The sequence below is a fragment of the Comamonas thiooxydans genome (genome assembly GCF_002157685.2).
Lineage (GTDB): Bacteria > Pseudomonadota > Gammaproteobacteria > Burkholderiales > Burkholderiaceae_C > Comamonas > Comamonas testosteroni_H.
In genome coordinates this window covers 3,753,961-3,772,786 of record NZ_AP026738.1, presented here as the reverse complement: position 1 = coordinate 3,772,786, position 18,826 = coordinate 3,753,961, and the positions used below count along the sequence as shown (strand labels likewise).

The following is an 18,826-nucleotide window of genomic DNA, read 5'->3' as shown; positions in this document are numbered from 1 at the left end:
CCCGGACATCAACCAAAAAAGCGGTAGCAAACCACGATGGCGGCGACCACGCCAGCCAGCTCGGCCACCAGCGCGCAGGGCACGGCATGGCGCGCACGCTGAATGCCCACGGCACCAAAGTACACGGCCAGCACGTAGAACGTGGTTTCGGTGCTGCCCTGAATCGTGGCTGCGGCCAGAGCCGCAAAGCTGTCCACGCCCTGGCTTTGCATGGTCTCGATCAGCATGGCACGGGCCGCGCTACCTGAAAAGGGCTTGACCAGCGCCGTGGGCAGGGCATCGACAAAGCGGGCATCCATGCCCAGGACGTCCACCGTCCAGCGGATGGCCGACAGTGCATATTCCAGTGCCCCCGAGGCACGAAACACACCCACGGCGCAAAGCATGGCGACCAGATAGGGCAGAAGGTTCCGGGCCACGTCAAAACCCTCCTTGGCGCCCTCGATAAAGCTGTCGTACACGGCCACCTTGCGCAATGCACCCAGACCCACGAACAGCACGATCAGCGCAAACAGCGTGAGGTTACCCATGAGCGAGGAAAGCTGGGCCAGCGCTGCCGCGCTGAGCGTGGCCAGAAAGGCCATGAAGGCTGCCAGCGCCAGCCCCACGGGCACCAGATAGGCCAGCACCACGGGACTGAACAGGGGCAGCCGCTGCACGAATGCGACGCTGAACAGGCCCACCAGTGTGGAAGCGGAAGTGGCCAGCAGAATCGGCAGGAAGACCAGCGTCGGATCGGCCGCACCCTGCTGCATGCGGTACATGAAAATGGTGACTGGCAGCAGCGTCAGCGACGAGGCATTGAGCACGAGAAACAGAATCTGCGCATTGGTCGCGGTGTCGGGCTTCGGGTTCAGCTCCTGCAGAGCGCGCATGGCCTTGAGGCCCATGGGCGTGGCAGCGTTGTCCAGCCCCAGCCCGTTGGCGGCAAAGTTCAGCGTAATCAGGCCCAGTGCGGGGTGACCGCGCGGTACCTCGGGCATGAGCTTGGCAAACAGCGGGCCCAGCATTTTTGCCAGCCATTCGACCACCCCCGCTTTTTCTGCGATGCGCAGAAAGCCCAGCCACAGCGTGAGCGTGCCAAACAGCAGCACCATCACTTCGACGGACAGCCTGGCCATGGCAAACAGGGCCTGCACCATGGACGAGAACACATCTGCCTGACCGCCCAGCAGCCACTGCGCGAGCGCAGCTGCCGCTGCCACGAGAAAAAAACCGAGCCACAAGGCATTGAGCATATAAGCGCCTGTTTTGTACTGCAGCCGATTGTGGCGCGAAACCGGGGCTGCAATGGCACACTGTGGCTCCTTGGTTGCCCGGGTGAGTATGGCGGGCCCTCAGATGTTTTGAATCAGACAGGGACAGTGGACGGATGACAGCAAAGCAAGTTCTCTGGGAGCAGCCCTATGGCAAGGGGCTGGCCCTGTTGATGTGTCTGTTCGGCTTTCTTGGCCTGATGAGCGGATGGATGTTGCTGGAGGCCGATTTTTCAGACGGCTGGCGCACTGCTGCCAGGATCCAGTGGGCGCTGGTGCTGCAGGCCATGCTGGCGCTGAACTCGGCCATGTGCTTCACGCTGGTGTGGCTGCTGTGGACGCGCAATCGCTCGGCTCTGCTGCTGGGCGTTCTTTACGTGGTGCTCGGCGCGGTCAGCCAGGCTGGCATGTTCTGGTATGTCAGAAGGCTCGGCAGCCAGGTCGATATGCTGTCGCTAGGCCTGTGGCTGGGGGAGGCCATCTTCTGGTTCTGTATTGTGGGCTATCTCTACTGGCTCAAAAGCCGCGGCGTGCTGCGCTGATCCGCATTCAAGGCTTTGCCAGCACGCGCATCAATTGCCCATTGGATGAATCGGTGAGCAGGTACAGCAGGCCGTCCGGTCCCTGGCGCACATCGCGTACGCGCTGGCCCAGGCGCGGGAGCAACACTTCGGTGGCGGTGACCTTGCCATCGGCAATCTGCAGGCGCTGCAACTGCATGGCCTTGAGCGCACCCGTGATGAAGGAGCCTTTCCAGGCCATGCCATAGCGCTCGCTGCTCAGATAGGCGAGTCCTGAGGTCGCGATGGACGGTACCCAGTAATGACGGGGTTGCTCCATGCCCGCCTTTTCGGTGATGCCGGCACCGATCTTGCCGCCTCCATAGTTCTCGCCATAGGTGATGACGGGCCAGCCGTAATTCTTGCCCGGCTCGATGCGGTTGAGTTCATCGCCGCCCTGCGGGCCATGTTCCGTCATCCAGAGCTCGTCATCTGGCCCCAGTGCGGCGCCCTGGCTGTTGCGGTGGCCATAGCTCCAGATCTCGGCCAGCGCATCGGGGCTGCCCGCAAAGGGGTTGTCGCGAGGCACGCTGCCATCCTTGTTGACGCGCACGATCTTGCCCAGGTGAGTCTGCAGATTCTGGGCCTCCTGCATGGCCTTGTAGCGCTCTCCGAGCGTCAGAAACAGCGAGCCGTCGGGTTTGCCGTTGACTTTGCGTTCCACGATGCGGCAGCCGAAGTGCAGGGCCGAATCGATCTTGGGACGCTGGCTGAACAGAATCTGAACGTTTTCCAGGGCGCTGGCGTCGGCCGAGAGCCGGGCTTTGGCCATGGCCGTGCTGTTCTTGCCCCGGTCGGCTCCCTGCCCCGGTTCCGAGAAGCAGAAATAGAGCTGGCGGTTGCTGGCAAAGTCGCTGTCCAGCACCACATCCAGCAGGCCGCCTTGCCCGGCGACGGCGATGGCAGGAAGACCTTTGAGCGGGGCGTTGAGCCTGCCCTCTGCCTCCACAATGCGCATGCGGCCAGGGCGCTCCGTCACCAGATAGCGCCCGTCCGGCAAAAAGGCCAGTGCCCAGGGGTGCTCCAGCCCTGTTGTCACGGTTTGCGTGTCCAGCCCGGCGGCAGCCAGGGCTTGCGAGCCGAGCAGGGCCAGCACGCTGCAGTTCAGGGCTTGAACGGTGATGCGGTACATGTTTTCTCCTCTTCGGTGCTGGGCGACTGTGCGCTGTTTGCCTGTGTTTATGACCTGGGCTTGATGCAGTTTGCCGACAAAAGATTGCGCGCGGGTGTATAAATCCGGCTTTTGCTCGCCGCAGTTTTGGCGGGCGGCTTGTGTGTGCACAACGCAGGCTTGGACCATATTCAACAAGGAACGCAGCCATGGGCGCGCAATGGAAAGCAAAGGGCAAGGCGCTGGTCGCCGATGCCAAGGGTAAGCTGTTTGGCAAGCTGGTCAAGGAAATCATGGTTGCTGCGCGCCTGGGCGGCGGCGATCCTGCAGCCAATTCGCGTCTGCGCATGGCGGTGGAAGCGGCCCGCAAGGCTTCCATGCCCAAGGACACGCTGGATCGCGCCATCAAGAAGGGCGCCGGCGTTGGTGCCGACGCCGTGAACTATTCCAGCGTGCTGTTTGAAGGCTATGCCCCCCATCGCGTGCCCGTGATGGTGGAGTGCCTGACCGACAATCCCAATCGCACGGCTCCCAATATGCGTGTCTGCTTCCGCAAGGGCCAGATGAGCGCCGTGGCCTGGGATTTTGACCATGTGGGCATGATCGAAGGCGAGCCCGAGAATGGCGCCGACGTCGAAATGGCCGCCATCGAAGCCGGCGCGCAGGACTTCGAAGCTGGCGAAGAAGAAGGCACCACCCTGTTTATTACCGATATTGCCGATCTGGACGCCGTGAGCAAGGCTTTGCCCGCGCAAGGCATCAAGGTGCTGTCGGTCAAGCTGGGCTACAAGGCCAAGAACCCCATCAGCATGAGCAGCCTGTCCGCCGAGCAACAGGAAGAAGTGCAGGAATTCCTGGCCGGTCTGGAAAACGACGACGATGTTCAGCATGTCTACGCCGGTCTGGTGGACTGAAGTCATTGCCGTCTGGCAAAGAGAGCGGCCCTGGGCCGCTCTTTTTTTGACTTTTCCCTGGCCTACGGGCGGGCAGCGGTTTTCTATACTGCAAGGCTGCTGAACTGCCTTGTGGATTGCCTTCATGTATTTTTTGCCTCGCATCCCCGTGCCTGTTTCCCTGACTGCCATGGCGGTGGTCTTGCTGCTGGCAGGCCCTGCGCCGCAGGCGGCTGAACCTGAAAGGCAGACGGGGGTTGCCCGACAGGCTGATTCGCCTGGCGAACAGGATTCGCCTTTTTTCAGGTTGCGCCGTGCCGTGGTCGAGGCGGCACAGGCCAGACACTGGGACGATGCCATCGCCCAGGCGCGCAAGCTGCTGGACATGACGCTGCCGCGTGGCAATCCTTACGAGCAGCTCGATGCTTCTGGTTTGCTCTACGCCTTGCTTTATCAGCAAGGGCAGTACGCGCAGGCCGTGTTGCAGACCGATCAGATGATGGCTCTGGCTGCAGCCGAGGACTACGACCCGGTCAGCGGTCAGATGCAGGCGCTGATACAGCGCGGTCTGACGGCCGCCATGATGGCCGGTGATCAGGGCGCACTGACTCGCTATCTGCAGGCGCTCCAGCAGGAGTCCAAGGCTTTTGCGCCGCTGTGGCAGTGGAATATGGCAGGCAAGCAACTGCACTACCAGGCAGCTCAGCTCAGCGTGCCGCTGGTGCAGGGGCGCTGGGTACTGGTCCAGCTGGAGCCGGCCCGGGATCGCAACGACTCCGCGAACCTGGAGTACGTCTATCTGAAGCCCGATGGCAGGCGCCTGCGGGTCCGCATGCGGCTCGGTTATGACGATGGTCTGAAAGACATGGACGCTGCAGCCAGGCAGAAGTCGTTGCTGCAGGAGCGCAGCATTTTTGCCGGCGAGCAGACGCCAGAGCCTGGGCTCAGGCTGCCGGCCCTGCCGTTTGCCGACGCCGTGCAAAGCCAGCAGGCCAGCCGCGAGAAAAGAGAAGAGGGGAGGCCCGACATCCTGCATCTGGGCTGGGGGCTGGTGCGCGGTAACTGGAGACTGAGCCTGCATGCCGAGCAATTGGACAGCGAGCGTGACAGCGCACTGCAGCAACTGCCCCAGCTGTGGCAGGCCATGCAATGGCCCAAAGCGCCCGAGCTGCCAACCGAGCTACCGCGCCAGGAGCGCGAGGTGAGCAATGCCTGGCGGGTCGATGACGACTGGCCCAGGGCCGGCCAACTGGCCCGCGCGGCCCTGGCCGATGCGCAGTTCCCCGCCGAGCTGGCGCGCCTGAATACGGTGGCTGGCATCTCGGCCTTCAAGGCAGGTCAGCAAGCCGAGGCCGGCCGCTATCTGGATCAGGCACTGCAGGCCTGGCCCTATGTCAGCCTGTTCAGGCTGGAGTCCGAGCTGGTGGACCTGGCCCAGCAATATGGGGCCGAGCTGGCGGCGCAGCAGGGTCGCGACGCCGATGCCGCACGACTGATGCGCCAGTACCTGCGCAATGCCGGCGGGCTGCAGAACATCTGGATGCAGGCCCAGGACCCGAAGGTGGCCGACCTGGAAAATCGGCATACCGGCATGGTGCTGCCCATGCGTGCGGCGGGTTTTCATCTGCAGGAGCCGCGGGACTCGCAGCGCATGATGTACCGCGATCTGATGACCGGACAGCTGCTGGGCCTGACCACGGGGCTGAAGATCCCCGAGTCCGACGAAGCGCAGGAAAAGCTGTTGCGTACCGCGCTGGAAAAGCAGTTCCGCTTGAAGGCGGGGAGCTTGAAGAAGCGCAGCTTCACTGCGCAGACGCGCTCCAGGGATCGCCGGCCTGAAGGTCGGCAATGGACGTTTGAAGTGAGCCCGCAGGAGAGCCGGCCGGGCGCAGCGCCCGTCAAGCATGTCGTCTTCTGGATCGTTGATCAGGGCGAAAGCCGCGCCATCCTGCGCGCCTCGGTGGCGAGCTTGCGCGAGCAAACCCGGGCCGAGCAGCTGGCGCAGGCGCTGAGCTGGTAGCTTTTTAACTATCGATTCTTATTTGATAGCTGCTTTCGAAGGCTGAGTATGTGATTGCTACTGATTTCTCTGAAATTCATCGGCAATCAGCGCCAGCCCCTGCTGGTAGCTGGTGACGGCAAACCCCGGAAATGTCTGCTTGAATTTGCTGGAGTCAAACAGATTGTCGTGGGCATAGCGGGGCAGCAGCTCTTGCAGCTCGGCCACGGGTTTGGAGATCAGGCCGGCAGCGCTCAGTGCCCAGCGGGGCAGCCTGTGATGGCGGCAAGAGCGGCCAAAGCTCTGGCTGGCCCAGTCGATCAGCTGCTTGTAGTTGGGGCGTGCATCGTCGCATGGCAGATGCCAGGTCTGGCCGTAAGCATCGGGCGTGTTGCCCAGCAAGGCCAGTGAGCGGCTGGCATCGGGGGTCCAGATCAGGGTGCGCAGACGGTCGTCTCGCACCGGGGCCAGCGGTGTCTTGCCGGCCTTGAGCCTGTCAATCACCAGAGTGTTGGTAATGCTCTGCGTCTGGGCCGGGCCGTAGAACTCGGGCGCCCGCGCGATCAGAACGGGAATCTCCCCGCGCTCCATCTCGGACAGCACCCTCTCGGCCATGGCGGCGCGCACCCGGCCTTTGCGCCCCACGGGGGCGAATGCCGTCTGCTCGGTCTGCAGTTGTGCGTCCTGCGGGTACATATAGGTGTTGTCGAAATAGACAAACGGGGCGCCCGCAGCGCGGCTGGCCGCCAGTGCGTTGTGCAGCATGGTCGGAAACTGCTGCTCCCAAAGCTGGGTATCGGGAGGCAGGCCTGCGGTGAAATAGACCACGCTGCTGCCCTGAACGGCTCTGGCTGTCTGCTCTGCATCTAGCAGGTCGGCGGCTTCGAGCAGGTCTGTGTCATGTATCTTGCGCGGCCTGCGGCTCACCAGCTTGAGCTCATCGCTGTAGTTGCGCTTGAGTTCGCGCGCCAGCTCGGTGGCGATCTGTCCGTTGGCGCCCAATATGGTCTGCATTCCTGCTCCTTGATGAATAGCTTCACCAGCCTTGATGACCGGGAATGACGCAAGCGTAAGCTTGAAGCTTGGTTCAAGGTCAAGCGCAATTTGCGCAGGAATGACGGGCCCTCCCGCCCTGCCCGGAAAGAGCGCAGGCTTGGGCGAGGAGTAGCGCGCTCAGCCAGCAGTTGCTATTCAGTCAGCCATCTACTCACCGCTTTGCGCTCAGTTCAACTGCTGGCTATGAACCAGTCGCAGCGCCCTCTGGAATTCCTGGGCCATGGCAGAAAGTGCCTTGCCCCGTCGCGAGATCAAACCGATGCTGCGTAGTACCTGCGGCTCTACCAACGGGATGCCGCAGAGATCGGTCCCGCTGATCGCATGCTGAGGGACTGCGCCCACGCCCACCCCGCGCCGAACCAGGCTCAGCAGGCTGGGAACATGCTGAACTTCGCATACCCAATGGGGCTGGGTGACGGTGTTTGACAGAGCCTGGTCGATGAGCAGGCGATTGCCGCTGCCTTGCGCTTGAGTGACACAGTCCTGGTGTGCCAGTTCGCTCCAGCTAATGCTGCTGCGGGTGGCCAGAGGATGGTCTTTGCGGCAGGCCAGCACAAAAGACTCCGAAGCCAGTTCTTCGAAGTCGAGGTCAGGCTCGCTGGCTCCGAGATAGCCGATTCCGAAATCCACTTCGGAGCGCGCCACGGTCAGCAGGATATCTGCAGCGGGTTGGTCCAGGATGCGCAGCCGAATGCGAGAGAACTGCTTCTTGATCTGATGGATGGCGCTCGCCACCACCGTATCCACCACCGAAGGGATGCAGGCAATGGTCACCAGACCGTGCAGCCGTTCGTTGAGTTCGGTCATCCCTATCAGCGAGGCCTCCAGCTCGGCCAGCACATGCTGGGCACGAGGCAAGAAAACCCGTCCCATGGCATTGAGTTCCACTTTGCGAGTGGTGCGCTCCAGAAGCTTGAGCGACAGGGCCTGCTCCAGTTTCTCGACCCGTCTCGACAAGGCCGGTTGTGAGATGTGCAGCAACTCGGCTGCGCGTCTGAAACTGGCCAGCTCTGCCACAGCCACAAAGGCTTTGAGATCAGCAATGTCGAAATTCATTTGAAAAACGCATCAATGAGAAGATTTTTTGCAATTTACTGCATTAATTAAATCACTGATCATTCGTCCAGAACATAAGAAACGGAGACGAAATGCAAGGCTTGGGTGATTTCAGAAAAGCGTGGCTCGCCGCAGCCGCTGGATTGATGCTGGTGAATTCGGCAACAGCGCAGGGGAAGTGGCCCGAGCGGCCCATTACGCTGGTTGTTCCTTTTGTGGCGGGTGGCGGCACAGACAGCATCGCACGTGACATAGCCAGCCAGTTGTCCCACCGCTTTGGTCAGCCCGTGGTCGTTGACAACAAGGGCGGGGCTGGTGGATCCATAGGTGCGAACTTTGTGGCAAAAGCCAAGCCTGACGGCTACACGCTGCTGTTTGCAACATCCACTTTCGCGACGAACGCAGCCATTGATCCCAAGCTGCCCTACAAGCCGGAAACAGACTTTGCTCCGGTGGCAATGATCGGTCGTGGGCCTCTGCTTTTGGTAACCAACAAGGCACTGGGGGCGAAGTCGGTCGCGGATCTGCCCAAGATTGCCAAAACACGCGAAGGCGGCATCAATTACTGTTCAGCCGGCGCAGGCAGCATCAACCACCTGTCTGGCGAACTTTTCAGGCAGCAGGCGACGCTTCCAATGACGCATGTCCCCTTCAAAGGCAGCGGCCCTGCTGCGCTGGAACTGCTGGCAGGTCGTGTGGATGCATTCTTTGCCACGGTGCCGACCATTCTTCCGCACCTCAAGACCGGCAAGCTGGAGCTTCTGGCCGTCACCAGTGCTCAGCGCTCCAGCCTGTTTCCGCAGGTGCCCACCATGGCAGAAGCCGGGATCAAGGGCTATGACGTGACCACATGGTGGGGTGTGCTTGCGCCTGCCGGGGTGTCACCAGAAATCGTGAATCAGCTCAATCAGGCCGTCAATGCAGCCGCCGCCGCTGAGCCAGTGCGCTCGCGTCTCAAGCATGAAGGTGCAACGCCGATTTCCCTGAGCCCGAAAGCCTTTGCCGCCGAACTTCACGATGAGCTGGGCAAGTGGAACGCTGTGGCAAGCAAGCCTGGCATGGAGCTCTGAGCATGTTGCTATCCCACGATCCATCAGGCCTGGTGTCGAGAAGACAGGTGCTGGCTGCCATCTGCACTGGCTCTGCTGCGGCGGTCGCGAACATGGCAAGAGCGCAGGCAGGCTTTCCCGGGCGGCCAGTCACCGTCGTCGTTCCATATGCGCCAGGAGGACAGGGCGATGTATTCGCACGACTGATTTCCAACGATCTGGGCAAGGCACTTGGGCAATCTGTCATCGTTGACAACCGTCCTGGCGCCAGTGGAGCGCTGGGTACACGCATGGTGGTGCGCGCTCCCGCCGATGGCTTGACGCTGCTGCTGGGCCAGACCGGAGAGATCGCCATCAACGGTGCGGCCATGAAGAGCCCAGGCTATGACAGCCTGAAGGATCTGCAAGGTGTGGCCCTGGTTGGCGACTCTCCGCTGGTGCTGGCGGTTCCTGCCGGCGCACCATGGAAATCGCTGGACGATCTGATCGCCGCTGCCAAAGCAGCGCCAGGCAAGGTGGCATACGCTTCGTCCGGTACGGCAACGCCAGGACATCTGGCAGCAGCAGCCCTTGCAGAGGCCGCCAAAGTTCAGATGGCCCATATTCCCTACAAGGGGGCCGGCCAGGCGATCACCGACCTCATTGGAGCGCAGGTGCAGTTCTTCATGGCCAGCACGCCATCCATCCTGTCACATATCAAAGGCGGCAAGGTGCGCGCATTGGCTGTCACCGGTGTGGAGCCCATTGCGGCCCTGCCAGGGGTGCCCACGGTTGCAGAGAAATTTCCGGGTTTTGAATTCAGCCTCTGGGGGGGCTACTTCGCTCCCAGGCAGACGCCGGCGCCCGTGGTGCAACTGCTGTCGCAAAGAATCAACCAGGTCGTGCAGCAGCCTGCGTTGAAGGCACGTTTCGAGGCAGAAGGCACTTTGGTCAAAAGCTATACGCCGCAGGAGGTGGATGCTTTTGTCCGCAAGGAAATCACCAAATACCGGCAACTGGTCCGAAGCACTTCCGTATTGATCGATTAAGCGTTGAAAAAAGAGAGTTGAGTATGAAATTGGTTGTATTGCCCGGCGATGGAATCGGCCCGGAAACCATGGCCGCCACAGTGGAGGTGCTGGAGGTTGTATCTCAAAAGTTTGATCTGAATCTGGCCCTGGATCACGATGTCGCCGGCCACGAGAGCCTGCGCAAATATGGTGCGACGGTCACGCCGGAACTCCTGGCCAAGGTCAAGGCCGCTGATGGCCTGATGCTCGGCCCCATGGCCACCTACGACTTCAAGGACGAAGCCAAGGGGGAGATCAACCCCTCCAAGTTCTTCCGCAAGGAGCTGGACTTGTTTGCCAACATCCGGCCGGCGCGAACCTGGGCTGGCGTGCCACACAAGGTGGATGATTTCGATCTGGTCGTGGTTCGTGAAAACACCGAAGGCTTTTACGCAGATCGCAACATTGCATCGGGCGGCAGTGAAATGCTGATCACGCCGGATGTGGTCGTCTCTCTTCGCCGGATCACCCGCGAATGCTGCGCACGCGTGGCGCGTTCGGCCTTCGAGCTGGCCCAGCGCCGGCGCAAGCATGTCAGCATCGTCCACAAGGCCAATGTGCTCAAGCTGGGCGACGGCATGTTCATTGAAGAATGTCAGCGTGTCGCCAAGGATTTTCCAGAGATCGAAGTCGATGAATTCATCGTCGACGCGATGATGGCCCATGTGGTGCGTGCGCCTCAACGCTTCGACGTCATCGTCACGACCAATATGTTCGGTGACATCCTCTCTGATCTGACGGCCGAGCTGTCCGGCAGTCTGGGCCTGGGAGGCTCCGTCAATGCTGGCCAGCAATACGCGATGGGGCAAGCGGCTCATGGATCTGCGCCGGACATCGCAGGCCAGGACATCGCCAATCCGTTTTCGCTGATCTTGTCGGCAAGCCAGTTGCTGAACTGGTACGGTCAGCGCAGCAATGACATACGTTTTGTGCGGGCCAGCGAGGCCATCGTCACCTGTGCAGGCCAGGCTGTCGAGCATGGCGAGGCCACGCGCGATGTGGGCGGTCAGCTCGGCACGGCGGCCACAGGCCGCAAGCTGTCACAGCGTATCGCTGCGTTGACGCTGTGAAGCCAGGCAAGGCGAAGTCATGGAGGTAGTTGACCGAAGTTCGAGGACGGGTGCAGAGCCCCCGGCTTTGCGCTGCGACACGCATACCCATGTATTCGGGCTGCAGCAGCAATATCCCATGGATCCAATGCGGCACTACACACCGCACCAAGCATCTGTTCAGGCGCTGCGGCAACATTTGCAGGCCATCGGCATGCAGCGCGTGGTGCTGGTGCAGCCAAGCGTTTACGGGTTTGACAACCAGTGCCTGCTGGATGCTCTGGCCGAGCTCGGCGACAGTGCTCGTGGCGTGGCAGTAGCACCGCGCGAAGTCAGCGAGGCTCAGCTGAAGGTCTGGCATGCAGCAGGTGTGCGAGCAATCCGTGTGAACCTGCAAAGCTCGGGCAACGAAGACGTCGCCTCGGCTTGCAACGAACTCTCATACTGGAGTGAACGCGTTTGCCATCTGGGCTGGAGTATCCAGCTATACATGGCTTACCCGGTGCTGCAAGCCGTGAGCACGCATCTGAGTCGGTTGCCGGGGTCTTATGTCCTGGACCATTTCGCAATGGTGCCGTTCTCGGCAACAGCATCTCAAGATGACGGATTGCTGCTGCGGCTTGCAGAAAGTGGCCGGATATTCGTCAAGCTTTCCGCGCCTTATCGTCTGGCTGAAGCGCAATGGGCCCGCGCCTGGGCAAGACATCTGGTGAGCCATGCTCCACAGGGAGTGCTATGGGGCAGTGACTGGCCGCATACAGCCAGGGATGCTGGCGTCCCCGCCTTGGAACCTAGCCAGTTCCGCATGGTGCCCACCCAGACCATCCAGCAGGACATAGGCCGCTGGCTGATGGATGACGACGAGCAGCAACAGGTGCTGGTGAAAAATCCGGCGCGCCTGTTCGGCTGGGCTTGGGATTGAGTGCTCAATGGGGCTGAAAGTGTCCAGCACATCGGGGCGCAACCGCCTGGCTGCTTCAAAGACAAAGCGCTGGAGCGCCTTGCCAAGGGTGAGGGCTCGCGGGCAGCAGCACCTACCCAAAACATGCCCGGCATCTCAAGGCTGCCAATAGGCCCAGTCCCTTGGGTCCTTTGGCAGAGGCCATCAACCAGAGCCACCTGAGCCGCGGATTCCGCCAAGCTTCAGTGCAGCGCGGCACCCGAGGGGACGACGACACCGTACAAATCGGCAATGGTGGCCAGCGCGCTGTGGTGCAGCTGCACTGCCTCCACCTCTGCCACGGCACTGCGCAAGGGGCGCGTGGCGCAGGCATCAGCCACGATGGTCGGCTGGTTGCCGCGCAGAAAGGCTCCCTCTGCCGTGAATGTCACGCACATATGGGTCATGAAGCCGATGATGATGAGTTGCTGGCGGTCTGCTGCGTCCACCAGCTCCCCGAGATTGGTTCCCACAAAGCTGTTGGGGGCCTGCTTCACCACCACGGCTTCGCCGTTGATGGGTGCCACGCTGGCGTGAATCTGCCCGATGTCCTCCGTGATGTCGTAGGCAGAGCCCGCGCCGCCGTCATGCATCACGTGAATGATCTTTGTTCCCGCAGCACGTGCGCGGGCAAGCAGGGCTGAAGCTGCTTCCAGCGCGGGTTTCCAGCCCGTGAGTTCCATCACGCCGCGCGTGTAGGTGTTCTGGTAGTCCACCAGCACCAAGGTGGCGTTGGCCAGGGTGGCAGGCGAGGTGTCGAGGGCGTTGAGTTCTCTCAGGGTCTTGGAGGGGGTCATGGTCCGGCTTCCTTATCAATGTTGAGCGATGAAGGAATGGTAGGAATGCGGGATGATGTCTGCAATGTCATATAACATGCAGATTCAGACATTCTCTGCAGGCAGCACATGGAACGCCTCATCGTCATCGTCCTGTTCAACCAGGTGGATCTGCTGGACATGACCGGTCCCGCCGAAGTGTTCTCGCTACTCGAGCGCGAGATGGATCAGCCCACAGGCTATCGTGTGGTGCTGGCGGCCGAGACATTGGAGGCAGTGCAGACCTCCGCGGGTGTGCGCGTGCTGCCTGACACCACCTTTGCCCAGTTGGCGCGCAAGCGCATCGACACGCTGGTAGTGCCCGGCGCGGTACAAAGGAATGCGGCGCGCGAACTGCGCGCCGTGGTCGATCCGCAAGTCGTGTCGTGGGTGAAGAAGCTGGCTGCCCGCACCCGCCGCGTCACCTCTGTCTGCGTGGGCGCACATGTGCTCGCCGCAGCAGGGTTGCTGGATGGCAAGCGTGTCACCACGCACTGGTCCACCGCGCAGCAGCTGGCGGCAGAGTACCCAGCCGTTACCGTGGATGCCGAGCCGATCTTTATCCGCGAGGGCAATCTGTGGACGGGCGCGGGCCTGACAGCCTGTTTGGATCTGGCGCTGGCCCTGGTGGCAGACGACTTTGGTGAGCCAGCAGCGCAGCGTGTGGCCCGGCAGCTCGTCATGTTCCTGAAGCGGCCCGGCGGGCAGAGCCAGTTCAGCGTAGCCATAGCCCAACCTTCGACCACACGCCGCATGGACGCGCTACGCCATTACATAGCGCAGAACGTCGCCAGGCCGCTCACGCTGCCGCTGCTGGCCGAACGAATCCACGTCAGCGAGCGACAATTGGCCCGCCTGTTCAAGACCGAGCTGTGCACCACGCCTGCCGCGTATATAGAGTCCGTGCGCGTGGAGATGGCGCGCAACCGCCTTGAGACGTCTGATGAGTCTTTGGTACGCATCGCCATCGCCTGCGGCCTGAGCACCACCGATACGCTGACTCGTGCATTCCGCCGGCAACTGAACACCACGCCTGCCGAATACCGCAGCCGATTTCGCACCCATGAATGAAGAGTCCAGCCGCAGAACCGGGCAACTCATGCGAAGCTACTCCCCAAGCGAGCAAACCAGGCGTCACTGGTTCGCAGCTTGCAAGCGCTGCAGTGCAGAGTGTTTTGCTCGCTCTGGTTCGTAAAGCTTTCGGTTGAAACGGATATCGGATGCCGGGTCATGCATAGGGCGTGTCTGTCAGAGACTGGCATCAATCTCTGCATCGATACGGAAGCTCAGCGGGCGAGCAGGTATCGCAGAATTGCTTTTTGCACGGGCAGCAATAACGACTTTTGACTGTACCCGGAGAAGCGGGGGTATTGCACCGGGTCAAATGCAATCTCGCGCCCAATGGAAAATGGCGGTGTAGCAAGCAGCATGGGCATGTCCATGCAATCCAGATCGGCCACAGTAAGTGACTTAGCCATTGCTTCGGCACTGCTTGGCCAGCCATCGGTAATGACAATGTCAGCGGCTCGGGATGGAGTTGATGAAAATTCAACGTATGGCAGGGTCTCATGCAGCCGTTCATCGCAGATATGCATGATGGGCAGTTGCAGCGAGAAAGCCAGCTCGTGCCACGACCGCAGCACATTGGTTGGCGGGCCCCACAAGCAGATTCGGGCTTGCTCAATGGGCGCTATCGACCTGTCAATGTAGAAAGCGTCAGTCAGCACCTCACATGGATGCCCCAGGCTGGACATGGCATTGATTACCGGGCGTTGTGACGCAAAGGCAAACTCCGCGAGGCGCTGATGATTGGATTCCCTCACGACATAGGCATCGTAAAAAGGGTCGAGATAGCCGGCCAGATCGGCAGCTCTCTCGGGCGTTTTGAGCAAATTGGGTAACTCGACAAATGACAAGCCAAGCTCTTGAAACGCCTGGATGAAGCTTGTGCGAGTACGAATGCCGTTGCCTTCAAACGACCAGCCCACCTTGCCCTGGAGAGGTTGGCAGGGCGTATCGACGAGCGCCCAAATGGCACGCACTCGCTCAGCGTTCAGTTGCGAAAGGTCTATAAGGTTCATGACATGTCGCTCGGCGTGACTCTAGGCAGTATCTCAGAGACTTTGCCTTCAAGCGCCGCAGTCTGGCGAGCCACCCCCAAAGCCACAACTCGTCAGCAATTGTGCTTGACCGAGAGTTGCGATTGAGCTGCCGCGGGTTTCGACCTGTTGCGGCCGTTTGAGTCTTAGTGGTCAGCGCTTTCTGTTCAGCGGATGCCGCCACACATTGCACCAGCATCAAACCGCTTCAAAATGCTCCTTGACTGTATGAATGAAATCCTCCACGGCTTTGGGGCGGTGCTGGTGGGTCGGAAGAACGTAGGAACATTCAAACGGAATCATCGGAAACAAAGGGCGGCTGACCACCAGGGGATCTTTGAAGTTCGCTGCGGTGAATGGATCCACGACTGTGATTCCCAAGTTGCCTCGGACAAAATTGCAGGCTGAATAGGCAAGAGTTGTCTCAATCGGCCTTTGATAATCGATGCCGGCATCACGCAGAGCGGACTCCAACCGAGCTCGCAGTGGGTTGTTCTGGCCCAGCGAGATGATCTGTTCACCGCGCAGGTCGTGGAGATGAACCAAGTCCTGTGCGGCCAATCGATGGCCCGCTTGCATGACGCAAACGGCGGGGACACTTTTTAAAGGAAAGGTGTCGACACCCGGATATTCTGCTTGGAGTTGGTGTACGAATCCCACATCAATCTGATTTGCGGCCGCCAACTCTAAAACACTGAGTGAGTTCCTGACGTCGAGCGAAACTTCAACGCCTGGTCGCGACGCCGAATACTGGTTGATGCACTCGCACAAGACATTGAGGGCAAGGGCGCTGAGCGATGCAATTCGAAGGCGGCCAATGCGTACAGACTTGAGATCCCGCGCAACACGCTCGACTTGTTCGATGCCTCGATAGAACAAGTCGACCTCCCGGAACAGCACTTGTGCCTCAGCTCCCGGAATGAGGCGATTGCCCTCTCTGCGGAACAGACGTATTCCGATGGTCTTTTCCAGGTCCTTGATCAGTCTGCTGACCGCCGGCTGGCTCACCTGTAATCGCTCTGCCGCGACGGTCATGCTGCCTGTGAGCATCACTTTGCGGAAAGCATCTAGCTGTCTTGGGTTGAGTTCCATGCCTCCTACTGTAAGTTGTTGCGTGCTCTAAGGTGCATAACATTTTGTTATGTGCGTCAAATTGAATATGGGGTTGTGTTATGTGTTCGTGCAATTCATCATTTAGTCATTCACGGAACAACAGATACATCTGCTGTAGAAAAAATGACATCAAATACCGAAACCCTTTTGACAGATGCCCGTCTCAAGTCTCCTGCTGCTGCACGACATTTGAAATACAACGAATTACCAAAGCTTGAAGGAGAGAAGAGGAAATTCGATGAATTTATGGCGGTTGATTTAGCTCACACCACAATGCTGGTGGAGCAGGAGATTATTTCTTTCGACGCTGGGCGTGCAATATTGGAGCAGTTGCTCGCCGCTAGAAAATTGGGGCAAGAGGATTTTCCTGTCGATATCCGAAAAGGCAGCTTTTTACTGCAGATTGAATCTTTTTTATTTTCGGAAGTTGGCGAAGATATCGGTGGTCAGATGCATACCGGCCGCAGTCGCATTGACCAAGGTGCAACCGTTCGCAGGCTCTATCAGCGCAATCGCATGCTTGATGTGATTGCGCAGTTGGTCTCATTTCAGGCGGTGATTGTCGAGAAAGCTGGCAGACATGCGAGCACCATCATGCCCGGATACACCCACATGCAGCAGGCACAGCCCTGGGTTTTCGGCCACTACCTGCTCAGTTTCAGTTCTCGGCTGCACGATAGCTTCGAGCGCCTCACCCAGGCGTTTGCGCGGGTCAATCGCAACCCGTTGGGCGCAGTCGGGCTGGCGGGAACTTCCTGGCCTCTGAACCGCAGGCGCACTACACAACTGCTGGGTTTTGATGGTCTGATCGAGAATTCGAAGCTGGGTCGTGAAGCCTTCTACGGTGTTGACGCATTGAGTGCACTGTCGTTCGTGATGGCCGATCTCAATGATCTGGCGACAGACCTGCACATCTGGTCAAGCAGCGAGTTTGGTCTCGTGGAGTGCGACGACAGCTACTGCGGGACAAGCAGCATCTTTCCGCAGAAGAAGAATCCTTCAGCCCTGGAAACCATCCGCCGCGCAGCCGGCGGGTCGGTGACCTGGGTCACAACCGCACTGGCTACTTTCCGGGGCGAAGGCACGGGCGACCAGGCAATGCGGGAGCTACCGGTGCTGGATGAGGCTCTGACGACGACCGAGGCAATGCTGGACCTGTTCACCGGTGTCATGGAAACGCTCATCGTCCATGAAGATCGCATGGCCCAATCACTGGAGAGCAGCTGGTGTACGTCCAGCAACCTCGCAGACCTCATCGTGCGTGAGTGCAAGCTGTCTTTTCGCCAAGTCCATCATATTGTTGCGCGCCTTGTTCGCGACAGCTTGGCAGCAGGTGTTCCGCCTTATGAACTGACTGGTGCGATGCTTGACAAGGCCGCCGTGGATATCGGAGGAAAACCGCTGGGTCTGAGCGACGAATTTATTCAGGCGGCACTGAACCCGCGCCGTTTTGTGGAGACTCGCATAACGGATGGGAGTGTGGGCCCTGCCCAGGTGGCCAAGCTACTCGGCCAAGCGCTGACGGACAACGCAGGTGATATTGGTTGGCTGCATAGCACTAGGCTGAAGCTGGATGCTGCCAATGATGAGCTGGAGCATGCCGTCAACGAGATTGTTCAGGCCTCGATTCACGCGTGACCACCTGTCGGGCAGTGCGCCGACAGCCTGCCCTGCGCCGAGATTTTCGAATAAAGAAGACAAGAACAGCCCTGCCATACCCTCAATGGCAAATGCCTTAAACCTCAGTTGAAAACCCCATTTCCTGACCCACTGGATACTCCGATGATTAAGCACCTTGCAGCTCTCGCGGCCGTACTGACTCTTTCGTTCAATGCAGCCGCAGACACCTATCCCTCCAAGGCTATTACCCTGGTGGTGCCGTTTCCTCCAGGTGGAACCGTTAACTTGATGGGGCGCCTCATCGCAGATCGCATGGGATCACTTTTGGGCCAACCAGTGGTGGTGGACAACCGCGCGGGGGCCGGCGGTACGATTGGTGCAGCCTACGCTGCGAAAGCTCAGGCAGATGGATACACCTTGCTGATGGGCTCCATGGGGCAAGCTGTGCAGCCGCTGCTGTACAAGAAGCTGTCTTTCAACGGCAACAAGGCTTTTACGCCGGTAGCCACCTTTGCCACGGTGCCAAATGTTCTGGCCGTATCCACTAACACTCCTGCGAAGAATCTCTCCGAGTTCGTGGCCTATGCAAAGGCCCACCCAGGTGGCCTGAACATGGCGTCCGCAGGTATCGGCTCCATCAATCATCTGACAGGTGAGATGTTCGAGAGTCGTGCGAACATCAAGCTGACCCATATTCCTTACAAGGGGGCGTCGCCAGCCACCACAGATCTGCAGGCAGGGCAGGTCAACGTTCTATTTGCGAACCTGCCCAATGTTCTGCCGTTCGCCAAGAGTGGCAAGGTGCGGTTGCTGGGAATCGCATCGGACAAGCGCGCGGCCGCTATTCCAGAAGTTCCCACATTTGCCGAGGGTGGTGTGAAGGATGTGGTTGTTGAATCCTGGTATGGAATCATGGCTCCGGCTGGAACTTCGCCTGCCATCGTCAAGAAGCTCCAAGATACGATCCTGGCGATTGCACATGAGAAGGATTTTGTGGCTCATCTGGCTGAGCAGGGTGCATATCCGTATCCCAACAATGCGGCCGACTTCGCCAAGCTGATGGATATGGAAGTAAGGCGCTGGACCGGGATCATCCAGAGCGCGAAGATCTCAATGGACTAACTAAGCCTCAGTCATCCCCTCCAGGCCCGTCAGTCTGAC

General features: G+C 59.9%; 17 protein-coding genes. 10 read left to right on the top strand and 7 right to left on the bottom strand.

From position 1 onward, the window contains the following. Positions 1–8: 8 nt before the first annotated feature. Complete coding sequence (locus CTR2_RS17500) at positions 9–1,238, bottom strand: nucleoside recognition domain-containing protein (protein WP_087082298.1); 1,230 nt, start codon at positions 1,236–1,238, stop codon at positions 9–11. Positions 1,239–1,372: 134 nt separating this feature from the next. On the opposite strand from CTR2_RS17500, the gene CTR2_RS17495 reads away from it, so the two are divergent. Next, positions 1,373–1,798 carry a virulence factor MviN gene (locus CTR2_RS17495; RefSeq protein ID WP_087082300.1) on the top strand — a complete coding sequence of 142 codons (426 nt, stop codon included), beginning with the start codon at positions 1,373–1,375 and terminating at the stop codon, positions 1,796–1,798. Between the two features lie 7 nt (positions 1,799–1,805). Here CTR2_RS17495 and CTR2_RS17490 read toward each other — a convergent pair whose 3' ends face one another. Next, positions 1,806–2,948 carry a PQQ-dependent sugar dehydrogenase gene (locus CTR2_RS17490; protein WP_087082302.1) on the bottom strand — a complete coding sequence of 381 codons (1,143 nt, stop codon included), beginning with the start codon at positions 2,946–2,948 and terminating at the stop codon, positions 1,806–1,808. Between the two features lie 188 nt (positions 2,949–3,136). Here CTR2_RS17490 and CTR2_RS17485 point away from each other — a divergent pair, with 188 nt between their 5' ends. Together CTR2_RS17485 and CTR2_RS17480 are read left to right on the top strand one after the other, a co-directional pair. Then, positions 3,137–3,841, top strand: coding sequence for a YebC/PmpR family DNA-binding transcriptional regulator (locus CTR2_RS17485; protein ID WP_003053809.1), 705 nt, complete (start codon positions 3,137–3,139; stop codon positions 3,839–3,841). A gap of 124 nt (positions 3,842–3,965) precedes the next feature. Then, a complete protein-coding gene (locus CTR2_RS17480; protein ID WP_254913266.1) occupies positions 3,966–5,840 on the top strand; it encodes a hypothetical protein in 1,875 nt (624 codons plus the stop codon). A 57-nt stretch (positions 5,841–5,897) separates the two neighbouring features. Here the strand turns inward: CTR2_RS17480 and CTR2_RS17475 are convergent, their stop codons facing one another. After that, positions 5,898–6,833 (bottom strand): NAD-dependent epimerase/dehydratase family protein, encoded by a 936-nt coding sequence (locus CTR2_RS17475; RefSeq protein ID WP_087082304.1) that lies wholly within the window; start codon positions 6,831–6,833, stop codon positions 5,898–5,900. Positions 6,834–7,040: 207 nt separating this feature from the next. Next, positions 7,041–7,931, bottom strand: a complete 891-nt coding sequence (locus CTR2_RS17470; protein WP_087082306.1) for a LysR family transcriptional regulator — start codon at positions 7,929–7,931, stop codon at positions 7,041–7,043. Positions 7,932–8,023: 92 nt separating this feature from the next. Between CTR2_RS17470 and CTR2_RS17465 the strand changes: the two genes are divergently transcribed. The 4 genes from CTR2_RS17465 to CTR2_RS17450 are packed head-to-tail and all read left to right on the top strand — an operon-like array spanning position 8,024 to position 12,000. Next, the gene (locus CTR2_RS17465; RefSeq protein ID WP_087082308.1) at positions 8,024–9,001 is read left to right on the top strand and encodes a tripartite tricarboxylate transporter substrate binding protein; all 978 of its coding nucleotides are present in this window, start codon (positions 8,024–8,026) and stop codon (positions 8,999–9,001) included. A 2-nt stretch (positions 9,002–9,003) separates the two neighbouring features. Continuing rightward, positions 9,004–10,008, top strand: a complete 1,005-nt coding sequence (locus tag CTR2_RS17460) for a Bug family tripartite tricarboxylate transporter substrate binding protein (protein ID WP_254913267.1) — start codon at positions 9,004–9,006, stop codon at positions 10,006–10,008. Positions 10,009–10,031: 23 nt separating this feature from the next. Next, positions 10,032–11,099 (top strand): isocitrate/isopropylmalate dehydrogenase family protein, encoded by a 1,068-nt coding sequence (locus CTR2_RS17455; RefSeq protein WP_087082310.1) that lies wholly within the window; start codon positions 10,032–10,034, stop codon positions 11,097–11,099. A 19-nt stretch (positions 11,100–11,118) separates the two neighbouring features. Continuing rightward, entirely contained in the window at positions 11,119–12,000 is an 882-nt protein-coding gene (locus CTR2_RS17450) for an amidohydrolase family protein (RefSeq protein WP_087082312.1), read from the top strand. A gap of 221 nt (positions 12,001–12,221) precedes the next feature. On the opposite strand, the gene CTR2_RS17445 is transcribed toward CTR2_RS17450, so the two are convergent. After that, positions 12,222–12,815, bottom strand: coding sequence for an isochorismatase family protein (locus CTR2_RS17445; protein WP_087082314.1), 594 nt, complete (start codon positions 12,813–12,815; stop codon positions 12,222–12,224). Between the two features lie 108 nt (positions 12,816–12,923). Here CTR2_RS17445 and CTR2_RS17440 point away from each other — a divergent pair, with 108 nt between their 5' ends. Next, the gene (locus tag CTR2_RS17440; protein ID WP_087082315.1) at positions 12,924–13,904 is read left to right on the top strand and encodes a GlxA family transcriptional regulator; all 981 of its coding nucleotides are present in this window, start codon (positions 12,924–12,926) and stop codon (positions 13,902–13,904) included. Positions 13,905–14,119: 215 nt separating this feature from the next. Here the strand turns inward: CTR2_RS17440 and CTR2_RS17435 are convergent, their stop codons facing one another. Further along, positions 14,120–14,914, bottom strand: a complete 795-nt coding sequence (locus CTR2_RS17435) for an ornithine carbamoyltransferase (RefSeq protein WP_087082317.1) — start codon at positions 14,912–14,914, stop codon at positions 14,120–14,122. Positions 14,915–15,130: 216 nt separating this feature from the next. After that, a complete protein-coding gene (locus tag CTR2_RS17430) occupies positions 15,131–16,024 on the bottom strand; it encodes a LysR substrate-binding domain-containing protein (RefSeq protein ID WP_087082319.1) in 894 nt (297 codons plus the stop codon). Between the two features lie 51 nt (positions 16,025–16,075). Here CTR2_RS17430 and argH point away from each other — a divergent pair, with 51 nt between their 5' ends. Together argH and CTR2_RS17420 are read left to right on the top strand one after the other, a co-directional pair. Then, on the top strand, positions 16,076–17,683 hold the full coding sequence (gene argH, locus CTR2_RS17425) for an argininosuccinate lyase (RefSeq protein WP_238707731.1): 1,608 nt from the start codon (positions 16,076–16,078) through the stop codon (positions 17,681–17,683). Between the two features lie 144 nt (positions 17,684–17,827). Further along, complete coding sequence (locus tag CTR2_RS17420; RefSeq protein WP_087082323.1) at positions 17,828–18,787, top strand: Bug family tripartite tricarboxylate transporter substrate binding protein; 960 nt, start codon at positions 17,828–17,830, stop codon at positions 18,785–18,787. Positions 18,788–18,826: the final 39 nt, after the last annotated feature.

Coding starts and splice junctions, on each gene's coding strand:
- CTR2_RS17500 (WP_087082298.1), bottom strand. CDS start 1,238: ATGCTCAATGCCTTGTGGCTCGGTTTTTTTCTCGTGGCAGCGGCAGCT.
- CTR2_RS17495 (WP_087082300.1), top strand. CDS start 1,373: ATGACAGCAAAGCAAGTTCTCTGGGAGCAGCCCTATGGCAAGGGGCTG.
- CTR2_RS17490 (WP_087082302.1), bottom strand. CDS start 2,948: ATGTACCGCATCACCGTTCAAGCCCTGAACTGCAGCGTGCTGGCCCTG.
- CTR2_RS17485 (WP_003053809.1), top strand. CDS start 3,137: ATGGGCGCGCAATGGAAAGCAAAGGGCAAGGCGCTGGTCGCCGATGCC.
- CTR2_RS17480 (WP_254913266.1), top strand. CDS start 3,966: ATGTATTTTTTGCCTCGCATCCCCGTGCCTGTTTCCCTGACTGCCATG.
- CTR2_RS17475 (WP_087082304.1), bottom strand. CDS start 6,833: ATGCAGACCATATTGGGCGCCAACGGACAGATCGCCACCGAGCTGGCG.
- CTR2_RS17470 (WP_087082306.1), bottom strand. CDS start 7,931: ATGAATTTCGACATTGCTGATCTCAAAGCCTTTGTGGCTGTGGCAGAG.
- CTR2_RS17465 (WP_087082308.1), top strand. CDS start 8,024: ATGCAAGGCTTGGGTGATTTCAGAAAAGCGTGGCTCGCCGCAGCCGCT.
- CTR2_RS17460 (WP_254913267.1), top strand. CDS start 9,004: ATGTTGCTATCCCACGATCCATCAGGCCTGGTGTCGAGAAGACAGGTG.
- CTR2_RS17455 (WP_087082310.1), top strand. CDS start 10,032: ATGAAATTGGTTGTATTGCCCGGCGATGGAATCGGCCCGGAAACCATG.
- CTR2_RS17450 (WP_087082312.1), top strand. CDS start 11,119: ATGGAGGTAGTTGACCGAAGTTCGAGGACGGGTGCAGAGCCCCCGGCT.
- CTR2_RS17445 (WP_087082314.1), bottom strand. CDS start 12,815: ATGACCCCCTCCAAGACCCTGAGAGAACTCAACGCCCTCGACACCTCG.
- CTR2_RS17440 (WP_087082315.1), top strand. CDS start 12,924: ATGGAACGCCTCATCGTCATCGTCCTGTTCAACCAGGTGGATCTGCTG.
- CTR2_RS17435 (WP_087082317.1), bottom strand. CDS start 14,914: ATGAACCTTATAGACCTTTCGCAACTGAACGCTGAGCGAGTGCGTGCC.
- CTR2_RS17430 (WP_087082319.1), bottom strand. CDS start 16,024: ATGGAACTCAACCCAAGACAGCTAGATGCTTTCCGCAAAGTGATGCTC.
- CTR2_RS17420 (WP_087082323.1), top strand. CDS start 17,828: ATGATTAAGCACCTTGCAGCTCTCGCGGCCGTACTGACTCTTTCGTTC.